The organism is Bacillus sp. JJ1532 (assembly GCF_036965085.1).
GTDB lineage: Bacteria > Bacillota > Bacilli > Bacillales > Cytobacillaceae > Cytobacillus.
Genome location: NZ_JBALOW010000003.1, coordinates 183,825 through 198,926, shown reverse-complemented (window position 1 = coordinate 198,926; position 15,102 = coordinate 183,825). Strand labels below are relative to the sequence as shown.

Here is a 15,102-nt window from a genome sequence, read left to right as displayed (position 1 = left end):
GATAGCCTATTCAGCCTCGTATTTCCTTTGTCTACGAATTGTGACCGGAAACATAGGTTAGCCTCCTTTGCAATTCCTCTATAGCAGCTGTTTTTAGTTCTGTATACCGACTTATGTACTGTAGCTGACCAAGGTTTGCTTTATTAAGATCAATGTTCAAGGAGTAGCCCTCCTTCACGTCTGGTAATCTTGTCTTCTCGAGCAAGATGGATAAGAGCAATCAATACCTCATCCGGATCTCTCTTAAAGTACTCTGCTATTTCTTCAACAGTATTGCCTTCATGCCACATGCTCGATATATCGAAAAGCTCTTCTTCATCCCAAAAGTAATTTAAATTCTCGCAAACTATAATTCTGTTTTTTCGAGAATTGATTAAATGTAAACCCATCATTTTACCTCAAAGTATTCTTTACCAAAGTGTTCAACAATTATTTTCATTGTTTTGGGTCCTATCCCCTTAACTTTTTCTAAATCATCAAACTTAGTAGCAAAAAACATACAAGCACTATATTTTCCTTGCTCAAACCCATGTTTACTTCCGACTTCAAAACCCTTTCGGTATCCTTCTTCCCTTGCCTTTTGAATAACTGGATTCTTACTCATGACGATCTATATTTCTGCGCATAGCATCCCATGCACGGGCCTTCCACTACAAATCCATTCGGTTGGCCGCAGTCCTTGCAGATTTTTGAATACGTTTTCCAGCGGTGCTTACATTCAGGACATTCCATGGCTACCAGCAATTTTTCTTTCCTGTGAACAACCCCAGCAGCTAAACATTTTGAGCAACAAGTGACAGGCTTAACATTTGTTATGCTCATAAGTTCTCTCCTTTCAGAACCAGGCATTCTCAGCTGATTCAGTTTTTATTTCTCGAAATGTTGCTAGAGCAACTTCCCGTTTTAATTCGTGATAATCCATCAAGTAAACTGATTTTCCTTGCTGCGATTCTGTGATGCCATTCTCTAGTAACTTTTCAAGAAAACTATTTTTCATCATTTCTTTGATCAATTTTTGGTTTTTCACAGAATCATACAGAATCCCCACTCACTAAACCTCCTGCTTTCAATTTTTTTAACATTTCAGCAAGCTCAGCTTTTTTTCGGCTAATATCATCAACGGGCAGTTTAGAGGTTTCCTGCACTTTATCGTCTTGTTCCTCAAACCAGTCAGGTAGCTTTTCTGTACGAATAACTCCTTTTCTCTGGTAAGGCTTAACTTTCAATTTATTAAATTTCTCTTGTTCAAAGGCTCTTACTCTATCAATAGTTGTAAGTTTGTTATTGGCCCATTCTTTTAAGAGGTACTCAACAAAGCCGTAATAACGTTTATTTTTGTTATCCGCAATCGTGATAGCCTCATTCACTATTTCCGTTTTCCCTTCAAAATCATCCACCCACTGAAATAATGAGTGCGACTGATTAGGCGACAAACGGCATAGTAATTTTTCAAAAAGTTGAACGGGATTTTCTGGTGCAGTGGTAGTAGTAGTATCTTTTAATTCTTTAATTCTTAAATTCTTTAATTCTTGTTCTTGTTCGGAGTTAGTTCGGACTTCGTTCGGAGTTAGTTCGGCATTAGTTCGGACTTCCTCGTTTTGGGTGTTCGGAGTTTCTTCTGAATCACTCTCCAAATCTTGATACTTCGCATAATTGACTATGGTGAACAGTGTTCCTACTTCCGTTTCTTGAACGTTCACCCTTTCGGACTCAATTAGTTTGTTAACGCAACTCTTAATTGTGCTTAGAGAGTACTTTTTATATCCTCTTCCTTCTTTATAAGACAGGTCATCTGCTAATTTTCGGTAGGATCGGATGTACTGCCCGCGCTTTAATTCGATGCCTTTTGTCTTAACCCCGTCCCTATGGCTTGCTTGTGATATTAAGTAAAGAAAGAGCCTAAACGTTGAAACATCATGCCATAAATCCGTCTCAAACAATTCTCGATGTAATTTAAACCAACCTTGCACGCTTGTACCTCCTCCCTATCGAAAATCACTTTTTAGTGCAAACAGCCATTCCGTTTTTTATTGACTTGATGGTATAATCCGGATATTTTTTCATATACTCTAGTACAAGCTTTTTTAAATGATCTTTATCCTTTGCCTGCTCGAATATCCAGGCAGGCAGAAGGACATTTGTTTTAAAGTTAATCATTCAAAATCAATCTCTTCTTGTTCAAGTGCAGAAGGCTTTTCTTCCTGCTGTTCTTGAACATGAATGGGATCCATTTCAATGTATTCTGGCTCAGCAGTGACATCTTTTCTTATCACTTCATCCTGAATTGCCTGCTGCTGGATCTCTACACTTATCGGTAAGTACTTCCACATATGACGAATAACAGTCTTTTTGGCCATTTCTTCAAAGTCGGTAACCCAAGGGCCATTTTTGGCTGCTTTAGAACGTCCTCTACGCCTTTCAATCTCCTGCATATCCATTACTTCAAATTGATATCCACCGTCTTTAAAATGAGCAACCGCGTACACATATTGCATCTTACCTCGCTCACCCGTTGCTGGTTTGTGCTTAAGTTTTGGCTCAAGTCCTAGTTCATATTCAAATTCATCATTCTCATAAGCAGCATGAGCATATATGTTTTGAATCTGCCCAGATCGTCTTGCAAGATCAATCATTCCCTTATAGCCAATAATAAAAGTGGCTTCTTTTCCGTAAGGAATAATGTAGCAATGACCAATCAATCCAGGTTCTAAACCTAATTGAGCTGCCTGCATGACCGCACCCATTAGTGATGGAACATTACATTCCAATAATTTAGGAGTGGTTCTGATGGTAGTTAGTGCAATTCTTCCAAGCCTGTCTGCATCCATATGCTTTGGTAGCGCCTTTTCAATTTCCGGCCCCATCTTCTTTAGGTATGCGGCAATAGTTGTTGCCGGGGATGCTGGTTTGTTATTAACTTTGTTAGCTAATTGATTTTTAATATCTTGATTAGTTGCCATTTATGGATCCCTCCTTATTTAACTGCAAATCGGCGGTAGCTTGATTGCTTTGTATATTTGTTATGAAGTTCCGGATACTCTGCAGAAAAGCGCTTGCTATCAAATCTGTTTGAAGTAATTGACTTCCAAGTGATTAGGCGATCTCCAACAATGGCGTTCTCGTTATCACCCATTAACGCTTTGATTTTGTTCTCGTACTCTTTCTTTTGATCCTCTAATTCCTTTAGTTCCTCATTTACTTGATCCAGAGCATTTAAATAAGTGTTTGTATCCGGAGGAAGAGAAATTTCTGTATCTGGAATTGACTCAGGGTACATTGTTTTTAAAAGATCAACAGAAGCATCAGAACCGTCAAATGCAGGAGGAATTTGTTTTAATACATGCTCTTCCCAAAAATTCTTTTCAATATCTATGAGGTATTGAATTAGCTCCTCGTCACGTTCCACTTTTTTATAAACGAATTTGTTCCCACCGATTAAGACGGCTATGTGCCATGCTACATACCCTGTGACAGCCATGTAGTGTTGACACTGTAGTAAATAAGAGGCTGGGATTTCTTCTCCTTCCCATAGGTCCTTAAGGTATTCAGAAGCCGTTTTGCATTCAAGACCCTCTCTTGCTCCAACAATCAATCTGTCCACATTAGCTAACATAAAATGATGTTCAGGATGTTTAAGGATGGCGTTCCTTCTACGAACCTTTAAGCCAGTACGCTTTGAAAACTCTTGAGCAACAATATCCTCCATCATATTGCCCCAATATGCAGCCTCCCCTGCCTTATCTTCATCAGGTGCCTGTCCAGTCTTATCTAAATAAACACCTATTGGCGACTTCCATTTATTAAGGCCAGCGATAGCAGCTGCATCTGATCCACCGATACCAGCTTTACGAGCTTTTAACCATTCTTCACGAGACATATCAACTGTTAGCGTTAAGACTTGTGCTTGCATTCTAATCCTCCCTTTACCGCATCAATAGATTGTGATAGTATGACGGTAATTAAATTGTTTTTTAATTACTACCTCCTGCCGCAAACAGGAGTTTTTTCATTATCCAGCTGTTTTACACATGGACATATTTGCAATGTATTGCTGGCAGCAGTCAGAGTCCTGATGTACCCAACCACCATCAAAATCATAAATGTCGTCACCTTCGTAAATATCTTCATGACACCCTTCGCATTCACCGACAACCTCTGGGTCTTTTTGGTCATTCCAAAGGCGATCAATGACCATTGGGTTTTCAATCATGCTAAATCCTCCCTTTTATTAATTTTTCAAAGATCAATTAGTGCTTTTATTCACACCGTCACGACCAGGAAGTAAGTGAAAAAGTGTGTAGTGGGAAACTCCCTGGCCATGACGGCAGGAACAAAGGTTCTTGCCGCGCTACTCTAAAAATGGTAGAATAGGAATATGTTGTATTGGTTGTTGATTCTGTGCAGTTAGTTAAGTAGCCGCTTAGCTAGCTGCTTTTTCTTTTGTTTTTGACTTCAAAAGCCTGTGCTTTTGCATCAATGTAAGCTGGAGCCATTCGCCTGCTTTGATTCTCATTAAGTCCCCTCCTTTCATCCGTTACAAATCCACCAATCATAATTCCTAGAAACAGAACGAATAGGGTAAAGAAAAAAAATGCTGCTATGTAACCTAGATCCATGTGATCAACCCTCCAACCAATTTAGTAAGCGTCTGAACAACTGTTGTAACATCAACTCCGCATAATACAGCTACTAGCATTTCCGGGGCCTGTGTTGCCTGGAACCACCTAATAGCATCCGATATCTTTAATTCCATCTTGTCGTTTTCAACTTTTGAAATAGTGCTCCTTGGCATAAACATTATTTCTGCTAAGGCTTCCTGACTTAGCCCCGACAATTTTCGTGACTTTTTAAAAATTTGACCCAACTGCATGATCTCCACCCCCCTCCCAAATGTTCTAAATCAGAACATGTTCTTTACTTGAACAGAATTGATGAATAAATAGATTTAAAATTAATATATGAAGGAACTAGCACCGATTTTTTGGCTTGGCGGCTTCTTTCGGTGCAAAACCTCTTTCAAATGGCTACCTTTACGTTTTTTAATAGAATTTCTGCTAGTTTTACTTGACCCTTTCCAGTAATCAGAGTTGTTAACTTTTCTACATCGCCCTCTGTTCTGGTTACAATTGTTGGTTTTACATCAAATAGGCCTTGCTCTATGTAAATCTGTTTAGGGTTGTTATACTCACGGCCTTGTTTGATTAAGTAACCATTTTCACGAAGCCATTCGAACATTTTGTTGCGACCAATCTTAATACCGTGTTTGTCATACATCATCTTTGCAAAAGCACCAATACTAATTGCTCCACTTGAATTAGATACGACTTTACCGAAGTTTGTATAAGGGAGATCAGCTTGTTGCTGGGCAATTACCTTATCTCTTTGTTGTTCAGCTTGCTCACGTAACAATCGCTCTTCTTTTATTGTGGTAAGTAGTTTAATCCCGAAGTCTGGATCATTTAGGATGTTTTCAATAGTCTGTGGGGTTCCATAAATACCGTGTTTTCGTATGGATGGAAGGACTTCTTGCTTCACCCATTTTTTAAACATTTTTGCTTCCAGTTTGCGGCTGGCAAAAATAAGTTCATAAAGACCAGATTCGTTAACGATTGACAATTGTTGCTTTCCCCCAGGGGTGTCGGTAATAGCTACCCCCTTTTCATCTGGTTCAAGTCTAGCTATAGCATCACGACTATTACTGATTTGTAGAATGTTACAAACATCTTTTGCAACGAACCAAGGTTCATCCGTTTGTATTACCATTCGAAGATCTTGGCCGTTAAAATCAAATACTTTTTGCAATTGATTCATTAAATAGCCTCCTTGCTATTAATAGGTTGATTGCTCTTGCAGCCATTCAATTAAAAATTTTTCTGTTTCTCTTGCAGGAAACAACCATTTGCGACCAACTCTGTACTTTTGAAACCTTGGATCAAAGAAGAAATGTTCTTTAACAAAAGGTTCACTCATGCATGTTTGTCGGCAAAGTTCTTTCATGTCCCAGAACACTGTTCTATTAGATATTTCATCAAGATGCTTTTGTAATTCTTCGTGAAACTGTTGTTCAATTTGCCTTTGGTCTATTTGCACACTTAGCAAGGGTGCTACCTCCCTTCTTCTGGCCAATCGCAATTGTCGTTTAGGTAATCCCAATCAACACCTATTGCTTTGCAACTTTGCTGATTTTTATGGCAGCTGGACTATAAGGTTTGTTTGCTTCGATTCGTTTTACAACATAGAGTGAGACCCTTGCTTTGTCGGCTAGTTCTTGTTGCGATAATCCCAATTTTTCTCTTTCTTGTCTCACAAAATCGAACACATACAATGCTATACCTCCCTAGGTAATAGGAATTTGAATAACTTGCTGCTGGCATAGGTGATCAAGTTCTACTTCCAAGCTTTTTAATATTTCTGGAACCTCAGCGTAAGTTACATTGTGGATTGCCAGAGCATTAAGTAGGTCGTTAATGAGTTTTTCTTTTTGTTTAGCGTTCATTGATGAGCTCCTTAGGCTGTTATAGATTTTTTCATTGATATATCCATTTGTTCCTTTAAGGAACATTCATTATTAAAAAAAAGCGTCCATTCAAATTCCAATGTTTTTGCGATTTTTTTTGCAACATCAACACTTGGAGTCTTAGTACCATTTTCAATATGAGTGTAAAAACTTCTTGAAATTTCACTCAATTTGGCTACCTCTTCTTGGGTCAATTTTCTTCGATTGCGGAAACTTTTAAGCCAAATTCGCAAACTATTCACCTCCGTAATGTTCTTTTGAGTAACTTTGTAATTTCATTATAAGTTCCTTTTAGTAACATGTCAACTGGTTTTAAAAATATTTTAATACCAAAAGGAACATTATATTTAAAGTTTCTTTAAGTAACATTATACTAGAGGTAAGAAATATAGAAATGATGTGGTATTTATGGATATATTAGGGAAGAGATTGAAATATTTAAGGGAACTAAAGAAAAAAGAAAATAGTAAATTTACTCAAGGATATATCGCTAAGTTAATCGGGGTCGCTCGACCTACATATACTGCTTATGAAAATGGGACCAAACAACCACCCATTGAAACAGTAAATAAACTAGCAGACCTTTTTGAAGTTACTACTGATTATTTGCAAGGGAGATCTGATTCTCAACACATTCCTGAACTAACCACAAAGGATGAAAAAGACATCGCAAAACGAATGGAAGAAATAAAAAAGGACCTTACTAAGGAAGATGGATTACTGTTCTCTGGAGAACCAATGAGCGAAGAAGCGATTGAATCTTTAATGGAAGCTATGGAACATATAGTCCGTCAAACACAAAGGATTAACAAAAAATATATACCTAAAAAATACAGAAAAGACGATGAACAGTAGGGATTTGGGGCGATTTCGTTGACGTGGATCAAGCACATAGTAAATAAAATAACAAAACAATATCAAACAAACGATCCCTTTGAACTAGCAGCATTAAGGAATATTCATGTAATCCCTTGGAACTTACACCCTGAGATAAAAGGTTTCTATAAGTACGATAAGAAAAATAAATATATTGTTATCAACAACAATCTTGAAGAGAGTGAACAAAGATTCGTTTGCGCACATGAACTAGGTCACTCGCAATTACATCCTAGAGTGAATACTCCCTTCTTACGTAAAAGTACACTACTTTCTAACGATAGGATTGAAAGAGAAGCAAATCGTTTTGCTGTTGAATTGCTTATGCCAGATAAAACGTTTTATGAATATAAGAATACAAGTTTATCAATTTCAGAGATTAGCGAGATGTATGGAGTTCCTAGAGAGGTCTGTCATCTCAAAAAATTTTAACCTAACACAGAACATACATTCTAATCGAGGAGGTAAAGAATGAAGAAACTTTATATTTTATTTCTTGCTACCTGTTTATTTGTTTTATCTGCTTGCAGTGATACAACAAATAACACAACAATTGAACCTATACTGAATGTAGAACAATTTTCTTTGGTAAGTCAGACTTCTATAAAAGAAAATCTAGGTGAACCGAAATCTTATGAGGAAATCAATTTTCAGACACCTTCTACCGGAGCAAATAACCTTTTAACTTATTTGTATTATGACTGGGAAGGCTATTATTCTGAATTTGTATTTGATGATAAGGACCGACTTATCCAGATCAATATATACCCTAATGACAATAAAGAATCGAAGTTTGTTAAAACTTCATTTGAGGACCTTTTGAAACAATTAAGTATTACTCCTGGTAAAAGGATGAAAAAAGCTGCAGACACTGGTTATGCATGGCGCTACCAATCTGTTTCAGATAAGGTAGATGAAGTTTGGTCTATGGGTGATGAGAAAGGATTTGACACTATTAAAATATCATTTGATGTAAGACCGTTTTTATAAATTAAATTAGGAGTGATTTTTGATGAAGAAACTATTCACTGTAATCTTAGGTGCAGGGATACTATTCAGTTTTTCAACAACCGATTTTGCTCATGCAAAAGCAAAGTCATATAAAAACTGTACAGAGCTAAATAAAGATTATAAAGGTGGAGTTGCTGAATCCTCATCTACTAAGAACAAAGGCGGGAAAACAAAATATAAGCCACATGTTTCAAAAGAACTTTACGATGCAAATAAAAGCAAAGACCGTGATAAAGACGGTATTGCATGCGAAAAGTAAAGAATGCCCATTTGGGCTTTTCTTTTCAACGTAAAACAGAACGTACATTCCTTTATTGTAAGGAGGATTAACTATGGCTACATTCCGAAAACGCGGGAACACCTGGGAATATCGAGTTTATTATAAGTGCAAAAGAACTGGTGAAGGTAAACAACTTTCAATGAGTGGGTACAAATCAAAAACCGAGGCCCGTTTAGCTTCAGTTGAAATGGAAGGAAAAATTAAGCGCGGCTTTGATCCCAGCGATGCAAACAAAACATTAAATGAATTTTTCGATTGGTGGTTTGAAACATATAAAAAGGGTGCAGTTTCAATTAACACTGAGAAGAATATTAAAAATGCTATCGAAATGGTTACTAGGAATATTGGATACGCAAAGTTATCAGAACTAGACAGACCTGAGTATCAAAAATTAATTAATAAGGTTGCTCCAGAATACACGAAAAGTACTCTACAACGGATGAATACAACCATTAGAGAAGCTTTTCTTGATGCAAGTGAAGAAGGACTTATTGTTAACAACCCAGCAGCAAGAATTAAATATCCTACCACTTGCAAAAAATCAAAGAAGAAAAATGAAAAGTTTTTGGAATTAGAGGAATATGAAGAACTGATTAAAGTGGCCATTGAAGAATGGACTGAAGAATATGCCCAATACCTTTATATCTCATATATACTAGCCGGAACTGGCGCTAGAATAGGTGAAGTTTGCGCACTACACGTTTCTGACCTTGATTTAGATTCCAAGTCTTTAAATTTCGATAAAACGCTCGTAAGAGAAAATGGAGAATATAAAACGAAAGATACAACGAAAACAGGTGAAACCGGGGAAAGGAAAATCGGTTTAGATGATTTTACGATCAAAAAATTAGAAGATTGGCTCCATATTCGAAAAAAATGGGTGATGAAATTAAAAAAACGTCCTGACTTTTTATTTATTAACCCAATTGGTGATCTTGTGAAAATGCCTAACTATGCAGGCGCTCTAAAAACCTTGTGCAAAAGGAATGGACTTAAGCATATAACTCCTCACATGTTCCGTCATACTCATGAAACCATCATGTGGGAAGCTGGTATATCTGACTTAAATTACATTGGTGGCAGACTAGGTGATATAGACAAAACCATTTTATTAGAAACTTACGGCCATATGTCTAACAGATCCGAATTGCTCAACACCGAAAAGATAAATAATTTTATGAAAGACTGGTCCAAAAGAATAGAGAGCGTAAATTAAGAAATTTACGCTCTCTAGGACAAAACTAGGACAGTCATACTCGATAACTGCTATAAAGTTTGATACATCAATAGTTTAACGCCCTCGGCAGGAATCGAACCCACATCTTAAGAACCGGAATCTCACGTGCTATCCGTTGCACCACGAGGGCATATCGAAATATAGTAAGGCACAATGGGCTTGAATGGACCTAATTTTTGATGCACCTTTTTTTATGCTACGATTACATATTATACGATATTTTTTGGAACTTTGCAAGCCATTATTTGTTTAAAAAACGGTGAAGCGGGTATGATGGATACGAGGGAATTTTTCGAGCAAACGGTGTCGAACGATAACTTTCGGTAATGAAAGTGAATTGTTTGACCTTTATTGACCATCAGTGTATCATAATATTACATAAAGAAAAACATCTTTCGTCTATATGACTTTGAATGTTTACCTTACTTTTAAGGAGGAATTTAAAGATGAACTTAATCCCTACAGTTATTGAACAAACAAACAGGGGAGAGCGTGCGTATGATATTTATTCCCGTCTTTTAAAAGACCGTATTATTATGCTTGGAAGCGCGATTGATGATCATGTGTCGAACTCGATTGTTGCTCAATTGCTATTCCTAGAAGCAGAAAACCCTGAGAAGGATATTACCCTATACATTAACAGCCCAGGTGGAAGCATTACAGCTGGTATGGCGATTTATGACACTATGCAGTACATTAAAGCTGATGTTTCAACAGTATGTATCGGGATGGCAGCTTCTATGGGTGCTTTCCTGCTTGCTGCGGGTGAAAAAGGAAAGCGCTACGTTCTTCCAAATAGTGAAGTCATGATTCACCAACCACTTGGTGGAGCACAAGGTCAGGCAACTGAAATCGAAATTGCTGCAAAACGCATTTTATTCTTGCGTGACAAGCTAAACACGATTCTTTCAGAGCGCACAGGCCAGCCGCTTGAAGTGATCGCTCGAGATACAGACCGCGACAACTTCATGACTGCTGAAAGAGCTCTTGAGTACGGTCTCGTGGATAAAATTATTACTCGTTTAGATGAGAAAAAGGATAAGTAAAACAAAAAAACAACTCGCATTTTTTATGGCGAGTTGTTTTTTATTAATGCTCTTGTTGGATATAGTCAGCAAGCTCTTCAATCGCTTGGGCTTCATCTTTGCCATCGACAATTAATGTAATGACTGTACCTGAACTAACCGCTAGGCTCATTAAGCCCATGATGCTTTTCGCATTTACCTTCTTACCGTCCTTTTCAAGGAAAACATCTGATGAAAACCGGTTTGCTTCCTGAACGAAAAGTGCTGCAGGCCTTGCCTGTAATCCTGTTTTTAATCTTACTTCTACCTGTTTTTCTACCATTTCTCTTCTTCCTCCCCTACAGAATCTTCATTATTATTAAATCGATTCTCCTGCTCTCAATTTATCTGCTATCTCATCTATTTTTCTTAAGCGGTGATTGATGCCTGACTTGCTGATTGTGCCGCCAGAAACCATTTCTCCAAGTTCTTTTAATGTAACATCTTGATACGCGACACGCAGCTCTGCAATTTCTCTTAATTTATCCGGTAAAATATGAAGGCCTATAGTTTCGTCAATGAACCGAATATTTTCCACCTGTCTTAAAGCGGCACCAATGGTTTTGTTTAAGTTCGCTGTTTCACAATTTACGAGACGATTAACTGAATTACGCATATCCCGCACAATACGAATATCTTCAAATCTAAGTAGAGCGTTGTGAGCCCCGATAACTCCCAAGAAATCTGTAATTTTTTCAGCTTCCTTTAAGTATGTGATAAATCCTTTTTTTCTTTCTAGTGTTTTACTATTTAGGCCAAAAGTATTCATCAATTCACAAAGAGAATCATTATGTTCCTTATAAAGTGAAAAAATTTCAAGGTGATAGGACGATGTTTCCGGATTATTCACCGAACCCCCTGCTAAAAAAGCTCCTCGCAAGTAAGAACGCTTACAACATTTCCTTTTAATAAGCTCTTCAGAAATATTATTTGTAAAGACAAATCCTTCGCTAAGGATCTTCAACTCATCCAGAATTTCACTTGCTTGTTCAGACAATCTGACAATGTACACATTATTTTTCTTCAGCCTCATCTTCTTTCGTACAAGAAGCTCAACTTGGACATGAAAATTCTTCTTAATCAAAATATAGATTCTTCTTGCAATCGCTGCATTTTCAGTTTGAATATCGACAATTAACTTTCTGTTAGAAAAGGAAAGGGATCCGTTCATCCGAATAAGTGCTGATAATTCAGCCTTCCCACAGCAATCCTTTACTTCAAGATTCGTTAATTCCTTTTTCGTTTCTGAAGCGAAAGACAACTCCTTCACCCCTATTCTTAGAAAAGCGCAAGAGGCGCTGACCACTAATATTATTTTTTAAGATGTTTTTCTTTTTCATCTATTAGCATAGAGTATAGCATGGATGCCACCTCTTTAGTATCATGACGAATAGCCCCGTCTTTCAGGCAGACAATTTCCCCTGGAATCACTTCGAGCCCTAACTCATGAAGTCTATCTATATCAAAGACGACCGGCTGAGACTTTTCTTCATTATAACGCTCCCGAACCTGAGAGGGAATATCCTCGTTATTCACAAGAATCGTGTTAATGAAAGCACAGCTCATATGATCATAGATGGCCTGAACATGATCGGCCGCAGAATAGTTATAAGTCTCTCCCGCCTGTGTCATTAAATTGCATATATATACCTTTTTTGCTTTTGCACGGCAAACTTCAGCTCCAAGCTTAGGAACGAGAAGATTCGGCAAAATACTTGTATATAAGCTACCAGGCCCAATAATGATTAAATCCGCTTTCCTAATAGCTGAGATCGTTTCAGGAAGAGGTTTAATATGTTTGGGTGTAAGGAATACCTTTTTGATCTTTTTCCCAGAGTACGGGATTTTGGATTCGCCAGAAACGACAGTCCCATCCTCCATTTCAGCATGCAAGACAACGCTTTGATTCGCTGCTGGCAATACCTTGCCCCTTACATTTAAAACTTTGCTCATTTCCTGAATGGCATGAACAAAGTTTCCAGTAATGGAAGTCATAGCTGCCAAAATCAAATTCCCGAGAGAATGTCCCGATAATTCATTTGACGTTGTGAAACGATGCTGAAACATCTCCTCAATTAACGGCTCTACATCAGATAGCGCGGCCAGTACGTTTCGAATATCACCCGGAGGAGGAATATGCAAGTCGTTTCTAAGCCGTCCAGAGCTTCCTCCATCATCGGCAACTGTCACAATTGCAGTGATATCAACGGGATATTGCTTTAATCCCCGCAACAGAACAGGCAATCCAGTCCCCCCGCCAATGATGACGACTCTCGGCTGTCGGTTCGTCTTCATTTTCCATTTTCCTTTCTCCTCTGAATATCACGATGCGTAATTCGCGTATGATAATCATCTTTAAAGTAATTGGCAATGTACTCAGCTAACGCGACAGAACGATGCTGTCCACCTGTACATCCTATCGCAATAACGAGCTGAGCCTTCCCTTCTCTTTTATAATGAGGAAGCATAAAGCTTAGCAGCTCTGTAACCTTCTCAAGAAATTTAGTCGTTTCCGTCCATTTATGAACATAGTTGTAAACTTCTTCATCAAGCCCAGTTTTCGGGCGCATATGATCAATATAATGAGGATTTGGCAGAAATCGAACATCAAAAACAAGATCAGCGTCAATCGGAATACCATGTTTAAAGCCAAATGACATAACATTGACCGTGAACATCGTTGTTTTATTCAAAGAGAATTCCGTTAGAATTTTTTCACGAAGCTCCCTTGGTTTTAACTGAGTCGTATTATAAATAATTTGTGCTCTACCTTTTAACTCCTCCAATAGGTTGCGTTCAAGCTTAATTCCTTCTAGAGGCAATCCTGAAGGAGCAAGAGGGTGAAATCTACGAGTTTCTTTATACCTTCGCACTAATGTCGAATCATCCGCATCTAAAAAAAGAATTTGCGGGGTTACCCATGAGGTTTCAGAAAGATCATCGAGTGCTTTAAACAGGTGATCAAAAAATTCACGCCCTCGTAAGTCCATGACTAACGCTACCTTATTCATTTTATTCCCTGAATCTTTCATAAGTTCAAGAAATTTTGGCAGCAGCGTTGGCGGCAGATTGTCAACACAGAAAAAACCAAGATCCTCAAAGCTTTGGATTGCCACCGTTTTTCCTGCACCTGACATCCCTGTAATTATCACAATTTGAGTTTCATTCACAGCACCCGTACTCATACTTTTTTCCCCCTGACACGTTCTAACTTAGCTTGGATCTAATCGATAGCTTATCAGCTCAAAATCTGGTGTATAGGTGAAAGTCCCGTAAATAATACCTTTTCCATGAATCATATATTCAAGAATATGGCTATCACCTGCGGCCATTGGCAGGTTCTTAATTTCCTCAAACGGATGCCAAAGAATTTTCCCCTCTTCGGACTCATCCACATTCAAGCCATCTGCTTCCGTTGCCAAAAAGGTAAACATCATCCATTCCGATAGAACCCTGTCTCCTTCTTTCATGATAAAGGTGAAAATTCCCTTTATATTCGGGTTACGTAAATAAATGCCTGTTTCCTCTCTATATTCACGAATGCAGGAGTCCCGAACCGATTCCCCCGGCTCCATCTTCCCGCCGGGAGCTACCCACCAGCCTCGTCTCGGCTTTTGCAATAACAGCACTTGATTATCCTTAATTAACACACAGTTGGTGACTCGCTGCATCATTATTCACCTCATTTTTTCCGTTATGACTTCCTCAGGTTACTTTCATCAGCATATGTCACTTCATTATACTATTTTTGTTATACGGTAACAACGAATTGAAAGTTTCAACATATGGAAGAAAACATGATTTTAACAAAAAAAAAGAGCACAGACGTATCTGTGCTTAAAAGGGTTATATCTTTAAAAGGGGGTCAATTTCTATATCTATAATAACTGATTTTTATTTCACTATTGTTACAGGAAAATTAAAACAGAGTTACTTTTTGTTAAGGTTTTCCTTTATGCAGTTTTCTAATTTACTTAGTTTGTTTTTGGAGAAGTCATTTATTGGACAGGTTTTCTGTTTTTCTCTGTTTCCTCTCCAATAAACTCTTTTTGTTGGACAGTTTTCTGTTTTCTCACGTTTCCTATCCAATAAACTCTTCTTGTTGGACAGGTTTTCT

The 15,102-nt window shown here is 37.9% G+C and carries 28 protein-coding genes and 1 tRNA gene; 6 read left to right on the top strand and 23 right to left on the bottom strand.

Annotated features, from left to right (window positions below; genetic code table 11):
* Positions 1–31: 31 nt before the first annotated feature.
* The 16 genes from V7122_RS02395 to V7122_RS02320 form a co-directional block, all read right to left on the bottom strand.
* Positions 32–160 (bottom strand): hypothetical protein, encoded by a 129-nt coding sequence (locus V7122_RS02395; RefSeq protein ID WP_335525698.1) that lies wholly within the window; start codon positions 158–160, stop codon positions 32–34.
* Complete coding sequence (locus tag V7122_RS02390; RefSeq protein WP_335525697.1) at positions 150–389, bottom strand: hypothetical protein; 240 nt, start codon at positions 387–389, stop codon at positions 150–152. The genes V7122_RS02395 and V7122_RS02390 overlap by 11 nt, the downstream gene beginning before the upstream one ends.
* A complete protein-coding gene (locus V7122_RS02385) occupies positions 389–604 on the bottom strand; it encodes a hypothetical protein (protein WP_335525696.1) in 216 nt (71 codons plus the stop codon). The genes V7122_RS02390 and V7122_RS02385 overlap by 1 nt, the downstream gene beginning before the upstream one ends.
* A gap of 231 nt (positions 605–835) precedes the next feature.
* Positions 836–1,048, bottom strand: a complete 213-nt coding sequence (locus tag V7122_RS02380; RefSeq protein WP_335525695.1) for a hypothetical protein — start codon at positions 1,046–1,048, stop codon at positions 836–838.
* Complete coding sequence (locus V7122_RS02375) at positions 1,032–1,970, bottom strand: DnaD domain protein (RefSeq protein ID WP_335525694.1); 939 nt, start codon at positions 1,968–1,970, stop codon at positions 1,032–1,034. The genes V7122_RS02380 and V7122_RS02375 overlap by 17 nt, the downstream gene beginning before the upstream one ends.
* A gap of 25 nt (positions 1,971–1,995) precedes the next feature.
* Positions 1,996–2,157: a hypothetical protein gene (locus tag V7122_RS02370; RefSeq protein ID WP_335525693.1), complete on the bottom strand. Its 162-nt coding sequence runs from the start codon at positions 2,155–2,157 to the stop codon at positions 1,996–1,998.
* The gene (gene recT / locus V7122_RS02365) at positions 2,154–2,960 is read right to left on the bottom strand and encodes a recombination protein RecT (RefSeq protein ID WP_335525692.1); all 807 of its coding nucleotides are present in this window, start codon (positions 2,958–2,960) and stop codon (positions 2,154–2,156) included. Before recT ends, V7122_RS02370 begins: the two co-directional genes overlap by 4 nt.
* A gap of 14 nt (positions 2,961–2,974) precedes the next feature.
* A complete protein-coding gene (locus V7122_RS02360; RefSeq protein WP_335525691.1) occupies positions 2,975–3,910 on the bottom strand; it encodes a YqaJ viral recombinase family protein in 936 nt (311 codons plus the stop codon).
* 99 nt (positions 3,911–4,009) lie between these two features.
* Entirely contained in the window at positions 4,010–4,210 is a 201-nt protein-coding gene (locus tag V7122_RS02355) for a hypothetical protein (protein WP_335525690.1), read from the bottom strand.
* A 214-nt stretch (positions 4,211–4,424) separates the two neighbouring features.
* Positions 4,425–4,616 (bottom strand): hypothetical protein, encoded by a 192-nt coding sequence (locus V7122_RS02350; RefSeq protein WP_335525689.1) that lies wholly within the window; start codon positions 4,614–4,616, stop codon positions 4,425–4,427.
* A complete protein-coding gene (locus V7122_RS02345; protein ID WP_335525688.1) occupies positions 4,607–4,870 on the bottom strand; it encodes a helix-turn-helix domain-containing protein in 264 nt (87 codons plus the stop codon). The genes V7122_RS02350 and V7122_RS02345 overlap by 10 nt, the downstream gene beginning before the upstream one ends.
* 146 nt (positions 4,871–5,016) lie before the next feature.
* Positions 5,017–5,811, bottom strand: a complete 795-nt coding sequence (locus V7122_RS02340; RefSeq protein ID WP_335525687.1) for a phage antirepressor — start codon at positions 5,809–5,811, stop codon at positions 5,017–5,019.
* 18 nt (positions 5,812–5,829) lie between these two features.
* The gene (locus V7122_RS02335; RefSeq protein ID WP_438824758.1) at positions 5,830–6,099 is read right to left on the bottom strand and encodes a group-specific protein; all 270 of its coding nucleotides are present in this window, start codon (positions 6,097–6,099) and stop codon (positions 5,830–5,832) included.
* A gap of 61 nt (positions 6,100–6,160) precedes the next feature.
* Positions 6,161–6,319 carry a helix-turn-helix domain-containing protein gene (locus tag V7122_RS02330; RefSeq protein WP_335525756.1) on the bottom strand — a complete coding sequence of 53 codons (159 nt, stop codon included), beginning with the start codon at positions 6,317–6,319 and terminating at the stop codon, positions 6,161–6,163.
* A gap of 18 nt (positions 6,320–6,337) precedes the next feature.
* Positions 6,338–6,496, bottom strand: coding sequence for a hypothetical protein (locus V7122_RS02325; RefSeq protein WP_335525686.1), 159 nt, complete (start codon positions 6,494–6,496; stop codon positions 6,338–6,340).
* A gap of 11 nt (positions 6,497–6,507) precedes the next feature.
* Positions 6,508–6,750 (bottom strand): helix-turn-helix transcriptional regulator, encoded by a 243-nt coding sequence (locus V7122_RS02320; RefSeq protein WP_335525685.1) that lies wholly within the window; start codon positions 6,748–6,750, stop codon positions 6,508–6,510.
* A gap of 181 nt (positions 6,751–6,931) precedes the next feature.
* Here V7122_RS02320 and V7122_RS02315 point away from each other — a divergent pair, with 181 nt between their 5' ends.
* The 5 genes from V7122_RS02315 to V7122_RS02295 all read left to right on the top strand — a co-directional run bounded on the left by V7122_RS02315 (position 6,932) and on the right by V7122_RS02295 (position 9,900).
* Positions 6,932–7,372: a helix-turn-helix domain-containing protein gene (locus V7122_RS02315; protein WP_335525755.1), complete on the top strand. Its 441-nt coding sequence runs from the start codon at positions 6,932–6,934 to the stop codon at positions 7,370–7,372.
* A gap of 18 nt (positions 7,373–7,390) precedes the next feature.
* Complete coding sequence (locus V7122_RS02310) at positions 7,391–7,825, top strand: ImmA/IrrE family metallo-endopeptidase (protein ID WP_335525684.1); 435 nt, start codon at positions 7,391–7,393, stop codon at positions 7,823–7,825.
* 39 nt (positions 7,826–7,864) lie between these two features.
* Positions 7,865–8,383 (top strand): hypothetical protein, encoded by a 519-nt coding sequence (locus V7122_RS02305; protein ID WP_335525683.1) that lies wholly within the window; start codon positions 7,865–7,867, stop codon positions 8,381–8,383.
* Positions 8,384–8,405: 22 nt separating this feature from the next.
* Entirely contained in the window at positions 8,406–8,663 is a 258-nt protein-coding gene (locus V7122_RS02300) for an excalibur calcium-binding domain-containing protein (protein WP_335525682.1), read from the top strand.
* Between the two features lie 73 nt (positions 8,664–8,736).
* On the top strand, positions 8,737–9,900 hold the full coding sequence (locus V7122_RS02295; RefSeq protein WP_335525681.1) for a tyrosine-type recombinase/integrase: 1,164 nt from the start codon (positions 8,737–8,739) through the stop codon (positions 9,898–9,900).
* A gap of 79 nt (positions 9,901–9,979) precedes the next feature.
* On the opposite strand, the gene V7122_RS02290 is transcribed toward V7122_RS02295, so the two are convergent.
* A tRNA-Arg gene (locus tag V7122_RS02290) sits at positions 9,980–10,051 on the bottom strand.
* Positions 10,052–10,367: 316 nt separating this feature from the next.
* Between V7122_RS02290 and clpP the strand changes: the two genes are divergently transcribed.
* Positions 10,368–10,967, top strand: a complete 600-nt coding sequence (gene clpP / locus V7122_RS02285; RefSeq protein ID WP_335344048.1) for an ATP-dependent Clp endopeptidase proteolytic subunit ClpP — start codon at positions 10,368–10,370, stop codon at positions 10,965–10,967.
* Between the two features lie 43 nt (positions 10,968–11,010).
* Here the strand turns inward: clpP and V7122_RS02280 are convergent, their stop codons facing one another.
* The 6 genes from V7122_RS02280 to V7122_RS02255 all read right to left on the bottom strand — a co-directional run.
* Positions 11,011–11,268, bottom strand: a complete 258-nt coding sequence (locus tag V7122_RS02280; protein WP_335344049.1) for an HPr family phosphocarrier protein — start codon at positions 11,266–11,268, stop codon at positions 11,011–11,013.
* Between the two features lie 36 nt (positions 11,269–11,304).
* A complete protein-coding gene (whiA, locus tag V7122_RS02275) occupies positions 11,305–12,246 on the bottom strand; it encodes a DNA-binding protein WhiA (RefSeq protein ID WP_335525680.1) in 942 nt (313 codons plus the stop codon).
* Between the two features lie 50 nt (positions 12,247–12,296).
* Positions 12,297–13,280 carry a gluconeogenesis factor YvcK family protein gene (locus tag V7122_RS02270; protein ID WP_335525679.1) on the bottom strand — a complete coding sequence of 328 codons (984 nt, stop codon included), beginning with the start codon at positions 13,278–13,280 and terminating at the stop codon, positions 12,297–12,299.
* Complete coding sequence (rapZ, locus tag V7122_RS02265; protein WP_335344052.1) at positions 13,277–14,170, bottom strand: RNase adapter RapZ; 894 nt, start codon at positions 14,168–14,170, stop codon at positions 13,277–13,279. Before rapZ ends, V7122_RS02270 begins: the two co-directional genes overlap by 4 nt.
* Before the next feature lie 27 nt (positions 14,171–14,197).
* Positions 14,198–14,656 carry an 8-oxo-dGTP diphosphatase gene (locus V7122_RS02260; RefSeq protein ID WP_335355290.1) on the bottom strand — a complete coding sequence of 153 codons (459 nt, stop codon included), beginning with the start codon at positions 14,654–14,656 and terminating at the stop codon, positions 14,198–14,200.
* Positions 14,657–14,915: 259 nt separating this feature from the next.
* The coding region (locus V7122_RS02255) for a hypothetical protein (RefSeq protein ID WP_335525678.1) at positions 14,916–15,102 on the bottom strand (187 nt) is incomplete at its 5' end.